This window comes from Streptomyces sirii (genome assembly GCF_045690365.1).
Lineage (GTDB): Bacteria > Actinomycetota > Actinomycetes > Streptomycetales > Streptomycetaceae > Streptomyces > Streptomyces sirii.
In genome coordinates, this window is sequence record NZ_CP147982.1 from 7,092,472 (window position 1) to 7,109,042 (window position 16,571).

At 73.1% G+C, this 16,571-nt stretch carries 12 protein-coding genes; 5 read left to right on the plus strand and 7 right to left on the minus strand.

All coding sequences use genetic code 11. The annotated features are described in order from the left end of the window. Window positions 1–25 precede the first annotated feature (25 nt). Complete coding sequence (gene treZ / locus WAB15_RS31540) at window positions 26–1,798, minus strand: malto-oligosyltrehalose trehalohydrolase (RefSeq protein WP_399146267.1); 1,773 nt, start codon at window positions 1,796–1,798, stop codon at window positions 26–28. A 199-nt stretch (window positions 1,799–1,997) separates the two neighbouring features. Between treZ and WAB15_RS31545 the strand changes: the two genes are divergently transcribed. Then, the gene (locus WAB15_RS31545) at window positions 1,998–2,543 is read left to right on the plus strand and encodes an FHA domain-containing protein (RefSeq protein ID WP_399146268.1); all 546 of its coding nucleotides are present in this window, start codon (window positions 1,998–2,000) and stop codon (window positions 2,541–2,543) included. 152 nt (window positions 2,544–2,695) lie between these two features. On the opposite strand, the gene WAB15_RS31550 is transcribed toward WAB15_RS31545, so the two are convergent. Next, the gene (locus tag WAB15_RS31550; RefSeq protein WP_407288302.1) at window positions 2,696–3,508 is read right to left on the minus strand and encodes an NAD(P)H-binding protein; all 813 of its coding nucleotides are present in this window, start codon (window positions 3,506–3,508) and stop codon (window positions 2,696–2,698) included. An 85-nt stretch (window positions 3,509–3,593) separates the two neighbouring features. On the opposite strand from WAB15_RS31550, the gene WAB15_RS31555 reads away from it, so the two are divergent. Next, entirely contained in the window at window positions 3,594–4,007 is a 414-nt protein-coding gene (locus WAB15_RS31555; protein WP_407288303.1) for a winged helix-turn-helix transcriptional regulator, read from the plus strand. An 83-nt stretch (window positions 4,008–4,090) separates the two neighbouring features. On the opposite strand, the gene WAB15_RS31560 is transcribed toward WAB15_RS31555, so the two are convergent. The 3 genes from WAB15_RS31560 to lpdA all read right to left on the minus strand — a co-directional run bounded on the left by WAB15_RS31560 (window position 4,091) and on the right by lpdA (window position 8,452). Further along, a complete protein-coding gene (locus WAB15_RS31560) occupies window positions 4,091–4,684 on the minus strand; it encodes a hypothetical protein (RefSeq protein WP_407288304.1) in 594 nt (197 codons plus the stop codon). Window positions 4,685–4,907: 223 nt separating this feature from the next. Then, on the minus strand, window positions 4,908–6,839 hold the full coding sequence (gene otr(A) / locus WAB15_RS31565; RefSeq protein WP_407288305.1) for a tetracycline resistance ribosomal protection protein Otr(A): 1,932 nt from the start codon (window positions 6,837–6,839) through the stop codon (window positions 4,908–4,910). A gap of 176 nt (window positions 6,840–7,015) precedes the next feature. Then, window positions 7,016–8,452 carry a dihydrolipoyl dehydrogenase gene (lpdA, locus tag WAB15_RS31570; protein WP_407288306.1) on the minus strand — a complete coding sequence of 479 codons (1,437 nt, stop codon included), beginning with the start codon at window positions 8,450–8,452 and terminating at the stop codon, window positions 7,016–7,018. A gap of 120 nt (window positions 8,453–8,572) precedes the next feature. Between lpdA and WAB15_RS31575 the strand changes: the two genes are divergently transcribed. After that, on the plus strand, window positions 8,573–9,490 hold the full coding sequence (locus tag WAB15_RS31575) for a LysR family transcriptional regulator (RefSeq protein ID WP_407288307.1): 918 nt from the start codon (window positions 8,573–8,575) through the stop codon (window positions 9,488–9,490). A gap of 7 nt (window positions 9,491–9,497) precedes the next feature. Here the strand turns inward: WAB15_RS31575 and treY are convergent, their stop codons facing one another. Continuing rightward, window positions 9,498–12,047 carry a malto-oligosyltrehalose synthase gene (treY, locus tag WAB15_RS31580; protein ID WP_407288308.1) on the minus strand — a complete coding sequence of 850 codons (2,550 nt, stop codon included), beginning with the start codon at window positions 12,045–12,047 and terminating at the stop codon, window positions 9,498–9,500. A gap of 169 nt (window positions 12,048–12,216) precedes the next feature. Here treY and WAB15_RS31585 point away from each other — a divergent pair, with 169 nt between their 5' ends. Beyond that, entirely contained in the window at window positions 12,217–13,260 is a 1,044-nt protein-coding gene (locus tag WAB15_RS31585; RefSeq protein WP_399146276.1) for a HEAT repeat domain-containing protein, read from the plus strand. A 15-nt stretch (window positions 13,261–13,275) separates the two neighbouring features. On the opposite strand, the gene glgX is transcribed toward WAB15_RS31585, so the two are convergent. Then, window positions 13,276–15,489: a glycogen debranching protein GlgX gene (glgX, locus tag WAB15_RS31590; RefSeq protein WP_407288309.1), complete on the minus strand. Its 2,214-nt coding sequence runs from the start codon at window positions 15,487–15,489 to the stop codon at window positions 13,276–13,278. Window positions 15,490–15,730: 241 nt separating this feature from the next. Between glgX and WAB15_RS31595 the strand changes: the two genes are divergently transcribed. After that, window positions 15,731–16,540, plus strand: a complete 810-nt coding sequence (locus WAB15_RS31595) for a Tat pathway signal sequence domain protein (RefSeq protein ID WP_407288310.1) — start codon at window positions 15,731–15,733, stop codon at window positions 16,538–16,540. Window positions 16,541–16,571 lie beyond the last annotated feature (31 nt).

Here is a 16,571-nt window from a genome sequence, read left to right on the forward strand (position 1 = left end):
ACGGGCCCGGGACCACCACCAGCCCTTAGGGACTCAGGACCACCACCGACTCCGGCGGCAGCCGCAGCACCCCGTCCGGGTCGGGGAGCCGGGCCGCGGGCCAGCCCGCCAGTGCCTGCAGACCGGTGTCCCCCTCCGCCACCGGGATCTCCGCCGTCGTGTCCCGCCCCAGGTTGACCGCCACCCGCAGCGGCCCGCGCCGCAGCAGCAGCCAGCGGGCGTCCTCGTCGAAGCGGACGTCGGTGTGGCGCGGATCGGGGTCGGTCAGCGCGGGCAGCTCGTGGCGCAGCGTCAGCAGCGTACGGTGCCAGGCCAGCAGGCGGGCGTGGGGTGCGCGGGTGGGCTCGGACCAGTCCAGGACGCAGCGGTCGCGGGTGGCCGGGTCCTGGGGGTCGGGCCAGTCGCCGCTGTCGCCCGCCCACTCGTGCGCGGCGAACTCGCGCCGCCGGCCGGCCCGTACCGCCTCCGCCAGCTCCGGATCCGTGTGGTCGGTGAAGTACTGCCAGGGGGTGGTCGCCCCCCACTCCTCGCCCATGAACAGCATCGGGGTGAACGGCGAGCACAGCACCAGCGCGGCGGCACAGGCGAGCAGGCCGGGGGGCACGCCCGCGGCGAGCCGGTCGCCGAGCGCGCGGTTGCCGACCTGGTCGTGCGTCTGGGCGTAGGCCAGCAGCCGGTACGCGGGCGTGCGGTGCAGGTCCAGCGGTGCGCCGTGCACCCGGCCGCGGAAGCTGGAGTACGTACCGTCGTGGAAGAAGCCGCCGGTCAGCGCCTTGGCGAGGGCGGTGAGCGGGGCGCGCGCGAAGTCGGCGTAGTAGCCCTGGGATTCGCCGGTGAGCGCGGTGTGCAGGGCGTGGTGGAAGTCGTCGTTCCACTGGGCGTGCAGGCCCTGGCCGCCGCGCTCCCGGGGCGCGGTGGTGTGCGGATCGTTGAGGTCGGACTCGGCGACCAGGAACAGCGGGCGCCCCAGGCGGCCGGCCAGCCCGTCCACGGCGGCGGACAGCTTGGCCAGGAAGTGCGGGGTCCGGTCGTCGTGCAGCGCGTGGACGGCGTCCAGCCGCAGCCCGTCGAGCCGGTAGTCGCGCAGCCAGGAGAGCGCACTGCCGATGAGGTAGCCGCGCACCTCGTCGGAGCCGGGCGCGTCGAGGTTGACCGCCGCTCCCCACGGCGTGTGGTGGGTCTCGGTGAAGTACGGCCCGAACTCCGGGAGATGGTTGCCCGACGGGCCGAGGTGGTTGTGCACCACGTCGAGGACGACTCCCAGGCCGAGGCCGTGCGCGGCGTCCACGAACCGCTTGAACCCGTCCGGCCCGCCGTACGGCTCGTGCACCGCCCAGGGCGCGACCCCGTCGTACCCCCACCCGTGGGTGCCCGGAAACGGGCAGACCGGCATCAGCGAGACATGGCTGATCCCCAGATCGGCGAGGTGCCGCAGCCGCGCGGCCGCGGCGTCGAAGGTGCCCTCGGGGGTGTACGTCCCGACATGCAGCTCGTAGAGGACCGCGCCGGGCAGCGGGCGACCGGACCACGGATGCCGCCAGCCGAACCGGTCGTGCTCGACGACCGCGCCGGGCCCGCCGGGGCCGTCCGGCAGCCGCGCGGCGCGCGGATCGGGGCGCGGCGGCCCGCCGTCGAGCCGGAAGGCGTAGCGGTCGCCGTCGCGGGCCGGTGCCTCGGCGTGCCACCAGCCCGCGCGGTCGCCGTCCCGCTCCATCGCGACCGGCGGTTCCCCGGCCCGGTCCCCCGCCCACTGGAGAACGACCTGCCCGGCCCTCGGCGCCCATACCTCGAACAGCACGGCCGTCCTCCTTCGATCGCGGCGGTTCCCACGAGCCAAGCATGCCGTCGCCCCACCGGACAGCCCGGCGGGGCGGGCCGGGCCGACAATGCGCCAACGCGCTGGGCCGTTCCGGGGAGTCGGCCGACGTGACCGGGTCGTCCGCCCCGCGCGCCTACATCGCCTGGACAGCGGCTCGCGGTGGCCGGACAATCACGGCATGACTTCGCTCGAGTTCCCCGCGCGTCCCGCGCGCCCGTCGGATGCCGACCGGGAACGCGCCCTCGATCTGCTGCGCGACGGCGCGGCGCAGGGACGGTTGTCCCAGGACACCTTTCTGCGGCGCCTGGAACTCGTCCTCACCGCCCAACAGCACTCCGAACTCGACCTGGCCACCGCCGACTTGGAGAGCCGCGGCAAGATCCAGGGCACGCTGCTGCGGATGGTCGGCCGGGTGTCCGCCTTCCACATCAGGGTGCGCAGGGCCTGGCGCACGGAGCGGCTGCCCAAGCTCCTGCTGCCGGAACCGGGACCGTTCCCCCTGCTCATAGGGCGTGCCCCGGGGGCGGGCCTGCGCCTGAACCACGAGACGGTCTCCCGCGCCCACGCCGAACTCCGCAGCGCAAGCAAGGGCTGGGTGCTGCGCGACCTCGGCTCCACGAACGGCACCTGCGTCAACGGCCGCCGGGTGGTCGGCGAGGTCCCCGTCGGTCCCGGCGACCACATCACCTTCGGCAGGGTGGACTACGTGCTGACGGAGCGGTAGTGCCGCCCCGCACAAGTTCGCGTGGCGAGATCGCGGCGAAGGCCGTCCCCGCCACCTGCGCGGCGTGTTGACGCTGACCTTCAGCTCACGTGCGATCGCGGCGTTGGCCGGCATGGGACTTTCCTGGCCGCGCGGGCTCTTTGCTCCGGGAACTACGCAAGGGCCGCTGCGAGCGCGGAACGCGGCTCGCGGCCCAGCAGTTGTCGCAGGTCGCCGCCGGTGCGGGACATGAATCCGGCAGCGATGGCGGAGTAGGTGCCCACCAGCATCGGCACCTGGAACGGCTTGGCGCCGGAAGCGGCGATGCGGGAGCGGGCCTGGGCGAGTGTCTCCGGCTCGTAGGCGACGTGCGGCCCGTGGGCGTGCGCCAGATCAGTGCCGCCGATGGCCTGCTCACCGACGAGTTCGTAGATGTGCCCCGCATGAGCGGCAGCTTCCACCGTCACCCGTACCGCGGCGTCGGCCAGATCCGCGCGTGCCACGGCCGCCAGTCGGCCCTTGCCGAGTGGGGCAGTGATCCGCCCATCCTCCGACGGCGCCGCCAGCCAGGCCAACAACTCTGCATAGAGGCCATTGCGCAGGATCGTCCAGCCCATGGCGCTCTGCTGGAGACGACGCTCGGTCCAGCGGTGCGGCAGCGCGTAGGGAAGGTGGTCGCCATCGGCGGTCAAGCTCGTATAGACGACATGCCTCACACCGGCCTTCTGAGCCGCGTCGATGGCACTGCCGTGCCGGGCTATGACGGTGTCGTCCTCGCCGTAGCCTGCCGAGATCATCAGCAGCACGTCCACGCCTTGGAAGCCCGTGATCAGCGTGTCGGGATCGTCGAAGTCGATGCGGCGGACAGGCAGCGGAGCCTCGAATCGCCGAGGTTCGCGCGTTCCAAGGACGGTGTCGTCGCGGTCGGCCAGCCGTTTGGCGATCAGTGTGCCCAGGGCGCCCGTGGCTCCAGTAACCAGGATCATGAAGGTCTTCCCGTTCCGGTAGGTTCTCTTCGGTAACCGGGATCATCCTGCGGGTTTGTGTCAGGGCATGTAAGGAGGCACTTCAATGTCAGTGGGGCACACGGAGGTAACCACCGAGCCCGTCGTCAGCTGCGGCGGCGCGCACGAGGACTGCGGGATCCGCGAGGTGCTCGACCGGATCGGGGACAAATGGTCGGTCCTGGTGGTGGTCGAACTGGCCCAGGGCGTACGCCGTTTCCGGCAGCTACAACGCGCCGTACCCGGTATCTCGCAGCGGATGCTGACGCTCACCGTGCGTCGGCTGGAACGGGACGGGCTTGTCACCCGGACTGTGTATCCGACCGTGCCTCCGCAGGTCGAGTACGAGCTCACAGCGATGGGCCACAGCCTCACACATCTGGTGAAAGCCCTCGCCGACTGGTCGGCAGAACACCGCGACGTCATCGCTCGAGCACGCCAAGAATGGGATGCCGAACATCCCGACTCCGGAATCCGCTGAACAAACGGCACCGGGCGCGCTTGTAGCGCACCGGGCACGGGCTTGAAGTTCACCGGGCACGCGCCTGTGGCGCACCGGGCGCGTTACTCGATGGTCAACCCGAGGCCGCTCGCCAGTGCCTTGGCCTGCGCGGGTGTGGTGAGGGCCATGATGCTGTCGTAGCTCTCGTTCTCCTCCCGTATGAAGTCCACGTAGCGGAACGCGCGGGAGTCGTCGCCGGAGTCGTCGTCAAAGTCGCCATCGGGGCACAGTGCGGCAATGGCCTCGCAGGCCGCCGCTTGGTCGAAGTAGTCGTAGCCGTCCCCGAAGTGCTCGGCCGAGACGCGGACGCGCCGGCCGTTTCGTGCGAACTCCAGGACGTCGTCGCGGGATCCGCCGATCTCTTCGCCCTCGTGGAGCGTGACGTCGGTGACGGTGACCGCGCCACCGGTGAGTGCGGCCGCGTCTTCCAGGAGGCTGGCGTAGTCCTGCTCCAGGTTGTCGATGTCGCCGACGTGAACCGAGACCGCCACGCCGAAATCCTCCAGCGCTCGCGCGGTGTCGTAGGAATCCAGCGCCTCGTGCGCGTAATTGGCGCACTCCTCGAGAACGCTCCGCACCTTCTCCGGCGGCACCATGCCGATCTCCTCAAGGACCGACCCCACACCCACGTACGTCATCGATGACATGTTCGACATGGGCTGATCCTGTCAGCCGCCGGGCTTCCTCGCGGCCGAATCCGACGGGTCGCCGAGGGGCCCTCCGGTCGGGAGCCGACCGCACTACGGCTCCCGCTCGGAGGCCCCCACCCTTGCGTCGGTCAGGGCGCCGGACAGCTCACGGCCGGAACTCGGCGGGGGCACCGACGTGGGCCGGGTCCACGAGTGCCGTGACGTCGGTCCCGGGCTCGCCGAACACCCCCTAACCCCTGTCCCCGACCGGCGCCACGTCCCGCCGTAGCGGGCGGTCGCCCGACGGATAGGACATCCACACCCCTTCGCCGTGCGTCAGCCCCGGCAACAGCCCCTCGACCTCCTGGACATGGCGGGCCGGCAGGGCGCCGGTGAGCAGCCAGGAGCGCCGGCTGCCGGAGGGCTCGCCGAGCTCCGCGCCCAGCGCGGCCAGCCGGGCGTTCACGGGTGCGAGCGCGGCGAGCGGGACCTCGGCCTCGAAGGCGTGGTACGGCTCGTACACCCGCGTGCCGGCCCGCTCCAGGGCCCGCAGCAGCACGCCGGGCGTCACCGCGCGGAAGTGCCCGGCCGTGCTGACCGGGCCGATGAAGCCGGAGCGGGTCAGCACCGCCCGGCAGTCCGTGACCGCCAGGCCGTGCGGGCCCCGCCGCAGGGTCGCCAGTACGGTCTCCTCGACGGCCTGGTGGAAGCCGTGCGGAAGCGCGCCCAGTTCGGTCTCGTAGGCGAAGACCGGGCCGGAGCCGGGGGCGCCCGGTTCGACGCGCAGTCCGACCGTGGCCCAGGGCCCGGTGTGGCCGCGCCGGGCGATCTCGTGGAGCGCCTCGCCGACGCCGCACGGCCGCTCCACGCACACCACCCGGCTCGGTGCGAACGCGGCCTCGATGCCGTACTCCTGCCGCAGGGTGGCCGCGATGATCTCCTTCTGCACCTCGCCGTGCAGCAGTACCGACGTGGCGCCGTCGGGCGCCGGGCGGACCTGTAGCAGCGGGTCCTGGTCGGCGAGCGCCAGCAGCGCGGCGCGCAACGCCGCGGCGCGCGCCGGATCGCCGGCCCGGACGAGGGTTTCGAGGGTGGGGGAGGGGAAGAGGCCGGCCTCGGTGGGAGCACCGGTGGGCGGCCCGAGGCGGTCGCCGGTCCGGACGCCCGGCAGCCCGCGGAGCACCGCGATGTTGCCCGGGGTCAGCGGCCCGTCGTCGCCGGGTGGGCGCCCGACGACGTCGAGGGAGGTGATCCGTCCGGTCAGCGGGCCGCCGGCGTCGTCCGGCGCGCCCGGACGGTGCAGCTCGATCCGCTGCCGGGGCCGCAACTCGCCCTCGTAGAGCCGGACATGGGCCGTGCGCTCGCCCCGCGGCGACTGGTGGACGGCGAAGACCGTGCCGCGGGGTGCGGTGCCCGTGACCACGGGGGCCGGTGGGATCAGCCGGACCATGCCGTCGATGAGCGTGCCGACGCCCTGGCCGCCGAGCGCCGAACCGAAGTACACCGGATGGAGCGAACCGTCGGCCGTGCGCGCGGCGAGGGCGGCGCGCAGCCCCTCCGCGGTGGGCGGCGGGCCCTCGACCAGCTGGGCCAGCACGGATTCGTCCGCCTCGGCCACCGCCTCGGCGATCCGCTCGCGGACCCCCGGGTCCTGCAAGGCGTACGGCACCGAGCGCGCCCTCGGGGTGCCGAGGCCGGTCACCGCGGTCATGGGGACGGCGACCGGCGTCAGCAGGCGGCGGATGTCCGCGAGCAGCGCCTCGCCCCGGGCGCCGACCCGGTCGATCTTGTTGACGAAGAGCAGCGTGGGTAGCCGCAGCCGCCGCAGTGTCCTCATCAGCACCCGGGTCCGGGCCTGGACGCCCTCCACCGCGGACAGCAGCAGCACGGCGCCGTCGAGCACCCCCAGGGCGCGCTCGACCTCCGCGATGAAGTCCGAGTGCCCGGGGGTGTCGATGAGGTTGATCTGGACCTCGCCGACGGTGAAGGAGGCGACGGCCGAGCGGATGGTGATGCCGCGCTGCCGCTCCAGCTCGCCGGTGTCGGTACGGGTGCTGCCGGCGTCGACGCTGCCGAGCCGGTCGATGGCGCCGGTGTCGAACAGCAGCCGCTCGGTGAGGCTGGTCTTACCTGCGTCGACGTGGGCGAGAATCCCGATGTTCAGGGTGTGTGGGGGAAGCATGGAAGGTGGATTCCTCAAGAACGGTCGTCCGGACGGGGCGATGGGTCGTTCCGAGGAATCCGCGCATTCCGTGCTCCTGCTTCAGGGATGGTCGTGCCGACCGGGCCATGTTGACCATCGGGGCGCTCCCGCGCAACCGAATTGATCGTCCGGTCCGCGGGGGCACCCCCGTCCGCTCAGTGCTGGTGCAGACCGCGGCCCGCCAGCGTCAGGAAGGCCTCGCCGACCGCCTCCGACAGGGTCGGGTGCGCGTGGACGTGCCGGGCGACGTCGGAGGGTTCGGCGTCCCAGGCCACGATCAGCTGACTCTCCGAGATCATCTCCGAGACGTGCGGCCCGACGAGATGGACGCCGAGCACCACACCGGTGGCCTCGCCGCCCGCACCGTCGGCCGCCGCGATCACCTTCACCATGCCGCCCTGACCGTGCACCATGCCCTTGGCGGTGGCGGCCAGCGGCATCGAGTTGACCTTGATCTCCAGACCGCGGGCACGCGCCTCGGCCTCGGTCAGACCGACCGACGCGGTCTGCGGCGAGGAGTACGTCACCCGCGGGACGGTCGCGTAGTCCACCGGCCGGGTGGGGACGCCCGCCAGCGTCTCGGCCACCAACAGGCCCTCCTCGAAGGAGGCGTGGGCCAGCCCCAGCGACGGCGGCGGCAGCAGGTCGCCGACCACGTGGATGCCCGGTACGGCGGTCTCCAGCCGCGACCAGTCCGCCGGCACGACGAACCCCCGGGCGTCCGTGGACAGTCCGGCGGCCTCCAGGTCGAGCCCGTCGCTCACCGGGGCGCGCCCCACCGCGACCAGCAGCCGCTCCGCCTCGACCACCAGCTCCTCGCCCCCGGCGGTGGTCACGGTGGCCCGCACGCCGTCCGGCAGCAGCTCGGTGCCGGTGAGGGTGGCGCCCGTACGGATGGCGATCCCGCGCTTCTTCAGACCGCGCGCCAGGTGGCGGCCGACGTCCTCGTCCTCCAGCGGGAGCAGCCGCTGTGCTGCCTCGACGAGCGTGACCTCGGCGCCCATGGAGCGGTGGAACGAGGCGTACTCGACGCCGATCGCGCCACCGCCCAGGACCAGCACGGACGCCGGGAGTTCGGCCGCGAAAAGGGCGTCGTCGCTGGTCACGACCCGTCGGCCGTCCGCTACCAGGCCGGGGAGCAGACGCGGCCGGGAGCCGGTGGCCAGGACGATGCCGCGCCGGGCGGTGATGTCCCCGGCGCCCTCGATGTGGACCGTACGCGGACCGGTCAGCCGCGCCGAGCCCTCGACGACCCGCACCCGGGCCGTCGACAGGTGTCCCGCCACGCCCTGGTGGTTGCGGGCGACGATGGTGTCGCGGGTGGCCACCAGCGCCGGCCAGTCCAGGCCGTCGACGGTGGCCTTGACGCCCCACCGCTCGCGGGCCTCGGCGATGCCGTCCACCAGCTCGGCGGCGTGCAGCATGGCCTTGCTGGGGATGCAGCCGCGGTGCAGGCAGGTGCCGCCGATCAGGTCGCGCTCGGCCAGGACCACCCGCAGGCCCAGGGACGCGGCGCGCAGAGCGGTGCTGTAGCCGCCCGTGCCGCCGCCGATGACGATGACGTCTGTGGTGTTGGAGTCTGTCTCACTCATGCGATCAGGCATGGGTTCAGGCTCCGCCCACCTGCGGCGATGAGTCCAAGGCAATGTTTCTATGGTGGTGATGAAGGGTCTTCATGGAAGGCCGGGCGTACGGCGGGGAGGGGCGGGGCGATGAGCCTGCGGCAGATGGAGTATCTGGTGGCGGTCATCGAGGAGGAGTCCTTCACCCGCGCCGCCGAGGCGCTGCACGTCACCCAGTCCGCGCTCTCGCACCAGATCAAGGCGCTGGAGCGGGAGGTCGGCGGCCCGCTCTTGGAGCGGATGCCCCGCGGGGTGCGGCTGACGGCGATGGGACGGGCCTACTTCCCGCACGCCGAACTCGCCGTCCGCAGCGCCCGGCAGGCCCGCCGCGCCGCGCTGGCCGCGAACGGTGCACAGAGCGGCGAACTGCATATCGCGACGGTGCACGCGCAGGCGATCGGGGTGCTGCCGGAGGTCTGCGCACGCTGGACCCGCGAGCGCCCCGGTGTGCGCCTGGTGCTCCACGAGTACGCCACCACCGAGGAGTTGGAGGAGCACATGGCGCGCGGCGTCGCCGACATGGCGCTCGGGCCGGGCCCCAAGGACTGGCAGGGTCCGGTCACCGTCGTGGGGCGGGAGCGGATGGTCCTGGTCGTGCCGCGCGGCGATCCGCTCGCCGCCCGCGAGTCGGTACGGCTGGCCGAGCTGGCCGACCGGCCCTGGGTGCGGTGCAGCCTGGAGCCGATGATCGAGGGCCGGCGCTGGCTGGACCTGGAGTGCGAGCGGGTGGGCTTCACCCCGCGTACCGCCGTCCGCACCCAGCACAGCTCGACCGCCGTGCGGATGGCGTCGGCGGGCGTCGGCGTGCTGCTCACCGCGGCCCATGAACTGCGCGGCCTGGACTGCGCGTCGGTGCCCACCGATCCGCCGTGGCGGCGCGAGATCACCGTCTTCTCGCGCGTCGAACTGACCGGTGCCGCCGCGGAGTTCACCGAGCTGCTGCGCTCGGCCGACGCGGCCGGGGGCGAGGGCCGCCGACCCGACCGGACGGGGCCGCACCCCGGCTGACGGGACGTCACTCGCGCACGAGCAGTGCCACCGGCGACTCCTCCAGCAGCTCGCTCAGCCCCACCACCGCGCCGCCCGGCAGCTCCCGTCCGCTCAGCAGCTCGCGCCACGTTCCCCCGGAGGGCAGTCGGAGCCCGGTGTCCCACCAGCCACCGGTCTCCACCAGGCGCAGCGACAGCCGGGTCACAGCCGTCAGCACCCGCCCGCCACGGCAGAACGCCACACAGTGCTCGGCGGCCGGCCCCTCGGCCTCCGCCGGCTCGTAGTCCGCGGCGGCGCCGAACCACTCGGGGTGCTCGCGCCGCAGCCGCAGCGCCGCGGCCGTCAGCCGCAGCTTCTCGCCGTCCAGATCGCGCGGCGCGGCCCCGCCGTCCAGCTCGGCGAGCAGCTCCGGACGGAACCGGGCGGGCCGCCGGTTGTCCGGGTCGACCAGCGCGGCGTAGCCCAGCTCGGTGCCCTGGTAGAGGTCGGGGACGCCGGGCATGGTCAGGTGCAGCAGCGTCGCACCCAGCACGTTGGCACGGATGAACGGGGCCAGCTCCTCGCCCAGCGCGGCGAGCGGGGCGGCCGGGGGACCGCAGGGCCCGCCCAGGACGAACTCCGCCACCGCCTCCTCGTAGTCCGCGTTCCGCTCGGTCCACGAGGTGCGCAGCCCGGCCTCCCGTACGGACTTCAGGACCGCGTCCGCGACCCTCCCCCAGCCGTCGCCGGGAGGCGCCCCCATCGCCGCGGGCTCCTCGGCGGGCACGCCCAGGCCGAACGCGGTCTGCCAGGCGAGCCAGGACACCATCGGGTCAGCCGGGCCCGCACCGTCCATCGAACCTGCCGCGGCCCCGCACACCGCCGCCTCACCCATCGCGCCGAGCGCGTCCCGCCACCGGTCCGGGCACTCCGACAGCACCGCGATCCGCGCCCGCACATCGGCGCTGCGCTTGGTGTCGTGCGTGGAGAGCACCGTGGCCGTCGCCGGCCAGTCCCGCTGGATCCGGGCGCAGTAGGCGTGGAAGGCCGCAGGGCTCCGCGCCGGCTCCCCGGGGTCGCCGCCGACCTCACAGGCCGACAGCAGCACCGGGTAGCGGTAGAAGGCGGTGTCCTCGACGGACTTGGCGCGCAGCGCGGACGCGGTCTGGGCGAAGCGGGCGGCGAAGTCGGCGCGGTCCGCTTCGTGCCGCTCCGGAGTGCCTCCTTCCGGGGCGGCCCCCTCCGACCCGACGGCCTGCGCTTCCCGCTCCGCCTCGTCCGGCCGGCGGCCCAGCGCCAGATCGTGGACCAGGTCCACCGCGCGCGCCTCCTCGGGCACCCGGAACGCGCCGCGCGCCCGCACCGCCGCCCGCCCCAGCATCGCCGCGTCCGGCACCGCCTGCGTCGCGTCGGCGGCGTACGGCCGGTAGACCGGCAGCCGCACCAGCAGCTCCCGGATCGCCTGCCGCAGCGCCCAGGGCGCGTGGTCACCGGGCCGCGGGTCGCGCGCGCTGATCCGCGCGGCGGTCCGCACCAGCCGCTCGACCTCCGCGGCCAGATCGTGGGTGACGACCTCGTACGCGGCCCGGCGCACGGTCTCCTCCCAGTCGCCCCCCTCGTCGGCCAGGGGGGTGACGAAGTCCCGGTAGTGGGAGAAGAGCCGCCCGGAGCCCTGCGGGCAGACGAAGAGCCCGTCGATGTGCCGCAGCGCGTCATAGCCCGTCGTGCCGGCGCAGGCCCAGCTCGCGGGCAGCCGCTCGTCGCCGCTGAGGATCTTCTCGACGACGGTCCAGCGGCCGTCGGTCGCCTTGTGCAGCCGGTCCAGATAGCCGCTGGGGTCCACCAGGCCGTCCGGGTGGTCGATCCGCAGCCCGTCGATGACGCCGTCACGGACCAGCCGCAGCGCCGTGTCATGGGTGGCCGCGAAGACCTCGGGATCCTCGACCCGCACCCCGATGAGCTCCGAAATGGTGAAGAAGCGGCGGTAGTTGAGCTCGCTGCGGCCCAGCCGCCACCAGGCGAGGCGGTACCACTGCGCCACCAGCAGGCGCGGCAGCGGCAGGTCCTCGGTACCGGGACGCAGCGGGAAGGCGTGCGCGTGATAGCGCAGCACCCCGTCCTCGGCGTCGACGCGGAAGTGCCGCGCCTCGTCGCCGAGCGGCCCGTGGAGCACCGGCAGCAGCAGGCGCCCGCCGTGCCCGCCGTCCCAGTCGATGTCGAACCACCGCGCGTACGGGGACGCCGGCCCGTCGCGCAGCACCTCCCACAGCGGGCCGTTCAGCGCCACCGGCTCCGGCACGGACATATGGTTCGGCACGATGTCGACGACCAGCCCGAGCCCGTGCGCACGGGCCGTCGCCGCCAGCGCCCGCAGCCCCCGCTCACCGCCCAGCTCGGCCCGTACCGCCGAGTGGTCGACCACGTCGTAGCCGTGTGTGGACCCCGGCACCGACTCCAGCACCGGGGAGAGATGCAGATGGGAGACGCCCAGCGAGGCCAGATGGGGGACGGCCCGCTCGGCGGCGGCGAACGGGAAGTCCGGCTGGAGCTGCAGCCGGTAGGTGGCGGTCGGCGACGGACTCGATGGCTGCGTCATGGGAACACCCGTACCCCGCCCGGAGCCCGATGTGTCATCTCCTTCCGGCATTGTCATCACCCGAGCGCTTCCGCCTGCCGGCCCCGGCCCGACCGGTCCATGCGGCGACGGGGGGTGAACTAGTCTTCGATCCACGCACTCCGACGGAACCGCGAAGAAGTGATACGGCGTGGACGAACGGCTGCCCGGGATCGCGGCGAAGCTGGCGCTCGTCCGCAAACTGCCGGGCCGGGCACGCTCCATGGGGGAGGAGACGCACCGCTTCCGGCTCGGCCCGCCCCTGCCCGAGTCCCGGATAGCGGACTTCGAGCGCGAGCACGGCATCCGGCTGCCCGAGAGCTACCGCGGCTTCCTCACCACGATCGGCCACGCCGGCGCCGGACCGCACCACGGCCTGGCGCCCCTGGACGACTGGGACCACCTCGTCCTCGGCCGGATCCCGCCCGGTCACCTCGCCGCCCCCTTCCCCCTCTCGCCCACCGACCCCCCGGACCCGGACTGGCACGAGGTGCCGGGCGACGACGACGCCGAGCCCTACCCCGGCCTGATCACGCTCACCGGCAGCGGCTGCTCCCTGTACACCGCCCTCGTGGTCTCCGGCCCCGCCCGCGGACGCGTCGTCAACGTCTGCGTCGAGCTGCGGCCGCCCGACTTCTGCCACGACACCGACTTCCTCGCCTGGTACGAGAGGTGGCTCGACGAGACCCTCGACGGAATGGACACTTCCGGCTTCGACCGCTCGCTGCCGTTCGACCAGCCGGTGCTGGTGTCCGTACTGCGCGACGCGCCGGACCCCCGGCGGCGGTATGCGGCCGCCTGGACACTGGGCCGCTACCCGGGGCCCGTACCCGCCGTCAGATCGGCGCTCCGGGCCGCCGCCGTCGCCGACGCGGCCGCCGAGGTGCGCGAGGCGGCCGTCATCGCGCTGGGCCGTCGCCCGGACCCCGCCGACGAGCCCGCGCTCATCCGGGCCCTGTCGGACGCCCACGCCGCTACCCGTGGCGTCGCGCTCTCCGTGCTGTCCCGCCGGGGCACCGCCTGGTACGCCCGGGCCCGCGCCCTGCTCGCCGACCCCTCCCCGGAGGTGCGCCATACGGCCGCCCGGGTTCTGGACGACTCCGGCGTGCTCACCGAGCAGGACCTCGCACCGCTGCTCGCCGACCCCGACCGGTCGGTCCGCTCGATGGCCGCCTGGCGGCTGGAATCCCTCTGACCGGACGCCCCGCGGCTACGCCGGCCGTTGCAGCACCAGCAGGCTCCGGCCGATCAGCGTCAGCCGGTCGCCGGCCTTGACCTTGGCACCGTCGCCGTCGGCCACCCCCTCCGGCCGGTCGGTGTCGACCACGACCTGCCACTGCCGGCCGAGGTGCTCGGGGATGACGAACTCCTTCTCCTGGTCGTGGGCGTTGAACATCAGCAGGAACGAGTCGTCGGTGATCGGCTCACCGCGCGGACCCGGCTCGGAGATCGAACTGCCGTTGAGGAAGACGGTCAGCGACTTGGCGTGCACCGACTGCCAGTCGCGCGGCCCCATCTCCCCGCCGCCGGCCGTGAACCACGCGATGTCCGACAGCTCGTCGTGGGTGCCCTCCATGGGGTGGCCCTGGAAGAACCGCCGGCGCCGGAAGACCGGGTGGTCGCGCCGCAGCCACACCATCTGCCGGACGAACGCCAGCAGCGCCCGCTGCTCCCCGTCCGCCTCCGCTGCCTCCTGCGGCCCGGCCGCCTCATCCGCCTCATCCGCCCCGTCCGGGGCGTCGGTCGCCCGCGGTTCGGCGCCCGCGCCCGGCCCGCCCTGCGGCCAGTGCACCCACGACAGCTCGTTGTCCTGGCAGTAGGCGTTGTTGTTGCCGTGCTGGCTGCGCCCGAACTCGTCGCCGTGGCTGAGCATCGGCACGCCCTGCGACAGCATCAGCGTGGCGAGGAAGTTCCGCATCTGCCGGGACCGCAGCCGCCGCACCGAGGGATCGTCGGTCGGGCCCTCGGCGCCGCAGTTCCAGGACCGGTTGTAGCGCTCGCCGTCGCGGTTGTCCTCGCCGTTGGCCTCGTTGTGCTTGTCGTTGTACGAGACCAGGTCGCCCAGCGTGAAGCCGTCGTGGCAGGTCACGAAGTTCACCGAGGCCAGCGGCCGCCGCCCGTCCTCCTGGTAGAGGTCCGACGAACCCGTCAGCCGGGACCCGAACTCCGCCAGCGTGCGCGGTTCGCCCCGCCACAGATCCCGCACGGTGTCGCGGTACTTGCCGTTCCACTCGGTCCACAGCGGCGGGAAGTTTCCCACCTGATAGCCGCCCTCGCCGACGTCCCACGGCTCGGCGATCAGCTTCACCTGACTGACGACCGGGTCCTGGTGCACCAGGTCGAAGAACGACGACAGCCGGTCGACCTCGTGGAACTGCCGGGCCAGCGTCGCCGCCAGATCGAAGCGGAAGCCGTCCACCCGCATCTCCTGCACCCAGTAGCGCAGCGAGTCCATCACCAACTGGAGCACATGCGGGCTGCGCATCAGCAGCGAGTTCCCGGTGCCGGTGGTGTCCATGTAGTACTGCCGGTCGTCCGACAGCCGGTAGTAGGAGGCGTTGTCCAGCCCCCGGAACGACAGCGTCGGACCGAGATGGCTGCCCTCGGCCGTGTGGTTGTAGACCACGTCGAGGATCACCTCGATGCCGGCCTGGTGCAGCGCCCGCACCGCGGTCTTGAACTCCAGCACCTGTTGCCCGCGGTCGCCCCAGGACGCGTAGGCGTTGTGCGGGGCGAAGAAGCCGATGGTGTTGTAGCCCCAGTAGTTCGTCAGCCCCGCGTCCACCAGCCGGTGGTCCTGGACGAACTGATGCACCGGCATCAGCTCCAGGGCGGTCACCCCCAGCCCCGTCAGATGGTCGATGATCGCCGGGTGCGCCAGCGCCGCATAGGTGCCGCGCAGCTCGTCGGGCAGGTCCGGGTGGAGCATCGTCAGGCCCTTCACATGGGCCTCATAGAGCACCGTCTCGTGGTAGGCGGTGCGCGGCGGGCGGTCGTCACCCCAGTCGAAGTAGGGATTGACCACCACCGACGCCATGGTGTGCGGCGCCGAGTCCAGGTCGTTGCGCACCTCGGGGCGCCCGAAGTGGTAGCCGTAGACCGCCTCGTCCCAGTCGATCCGGCCGCTCATGGCCCGTGCGTACGGGTCGAGGAGTAACTTCGCCGAGTTGCAGCGCTGCCCCCGCTGCGGCTCGTAGGGGCCGTGCACCCGGAAGCCGTAGCGCTGCCCCGGCATCACCCCCGGAAGGTACGCGTGCCGCACAAAGGCGTCGCTCTCGCGCAGCTCGACGGCGGTCTCCGAACCGTCGTCGTGCAGCAGACACAGTTCGATGCGCTTCGCGGCCTCGGAGAACACCGCGAAATTGGTGCCCGCCCCGTCATAGGTGGCACCCAGTGGATACATCTGTCCCGGCCAGACCTGCATGCGTAGACTCTTCCACTTTCTCGTCGGGCCCTGCGGCGACTCCACGACACACGCCCGCGGACCGAAGCAAAATCTTCCGCAGGCAGTCGCAACTTGTCGTACACGGCGGTCTTTTCCTGGGATCTCGGCTGAATAGTGGGCAACCTGTCGCGATGTCGGTTCGTCCTATTGGACGTCCTACAGGAGGACTGACGGGGGATCCGAGAATGCGTGTCACGGAATGTGACAGCAGGGGGGAACCGTGCACCAACTGATGCATCGCCACCTCGGCAAGGTCGTCGCAGGCGCCGCCATCGCGCTGACGGGCACCGCCGTCATGGTGGCGGTCACCCTGCCCGCCGGCGCCGGCGCGGACGACGCGAGCAGCGCCCGGCCCGCCGCGGCCGGCGCGGCCGCACCGGGGCGCGACCCGGGGCAGCCGCCGCCCGGTGTCGTCGAGCAGGTCCGCGCCCAGGGGGAGCGCGGCCAGGGACGCGACCCGCTCACCGACGACGAACTGCGCCGCGCCCGGGAGCTGGCGCTGCCGCGCCCCGTGCGCGGCGTCGCCAAGGACGTCACCGGCAAACCGGGGCCCGAGCCGCTCACCACCGACCTGGCCGAACTCGGCCCGTCGGAGGTGGGGCTCGCCGACCCGCCGCGCCGGGCGAACGTCTCGTACTACGACTACGCGAGCGACCGCTACATCACCAAGACCGTCAACCTCACCACCTCGAAGGTGGAGTCGACCGACACCCAGCGCGGTGTCCAGCCGCCGCCCAGCCACGACGAGGCCGTCGAGGCGGCGCGGCTGCTGATCGCCGCCCCGCTCGGCTCCGGGCTGCGCCAGGACTACCGCGACGCGACCGGGCGCGACCTCACCGGCCCCGGTCCGCTCGCCGTGACCGGCTTCGTCTACCGGGGGCGCGCGGAGGGCGACGCGCCCGGCGCCCTCGCCGACTGCGGGGAGCACCGCTGCATCCGCCTCTTCACCAAGGTCAAAAACGGTCAGTGGATCGACACCCGCCGCTTCGTCATCGACCTCAGCGCCCGCACCGTCGGCCGCCTGGGCTGACCGTGCCGAGCGAGCCCGCCATCGACGTCCA

Coding starts and splice junctions, on each gene's coding strand:
- WAB15_RS31560 (WP_407288304.1), bottom strand. CDS start 4,684: ATGTCGAACATGTCATCGATGACGTACGTGGGTGTGGGGTCGGTCCTT.
- glgX (WP_407288309.1), bottom strand. CDS start 15,489: ATGCAGGTCTGGCCGGGACAGATGTATCCACTGGGTGCCACCTATGAC.
- WAB15_RS31555 (WP_407288303.1), top strand. CDS start 3,594: ATGTCAGTGGGGCACACGGAGGTAACCACCGAGCCCGTCGTCAGCTGC.
- WAB15_RS31550 (WP_407288302.1), bottom strand. CDS start 3,508: ATGATCCTGGTTACTGGAGCCACGGGCGCCCTGGGCACACTGATCGCC.
- WAB15_RS31545 (WP_399146268.1), top strand. CDS start 1,998: ATGACTTCGCTCGAGTTCCCCGCGCGTCCCGCGCGCCCGTCGGATGCC.
- WAB15_RS31575 (WP_407288307.1), top strand. CDS start 8,573: ATGAGCCTGCGGCAGATGGAGTATCTGGTGGCGGTCATCGAGGAGGAG.
- lpdA (WP_407288306.1), bottom strand. CDS start 8,452: ATGAGTGAGACAGACTCCAACACCACAGACGTCATCGTCATCGGCGGC.
- treY (WP_407288308.1), bottom strand. CDS start 12,047: ATGACGCAGCCATCGAGTCCGTCGCCGACCGCCACCTACCGGCTGCAG.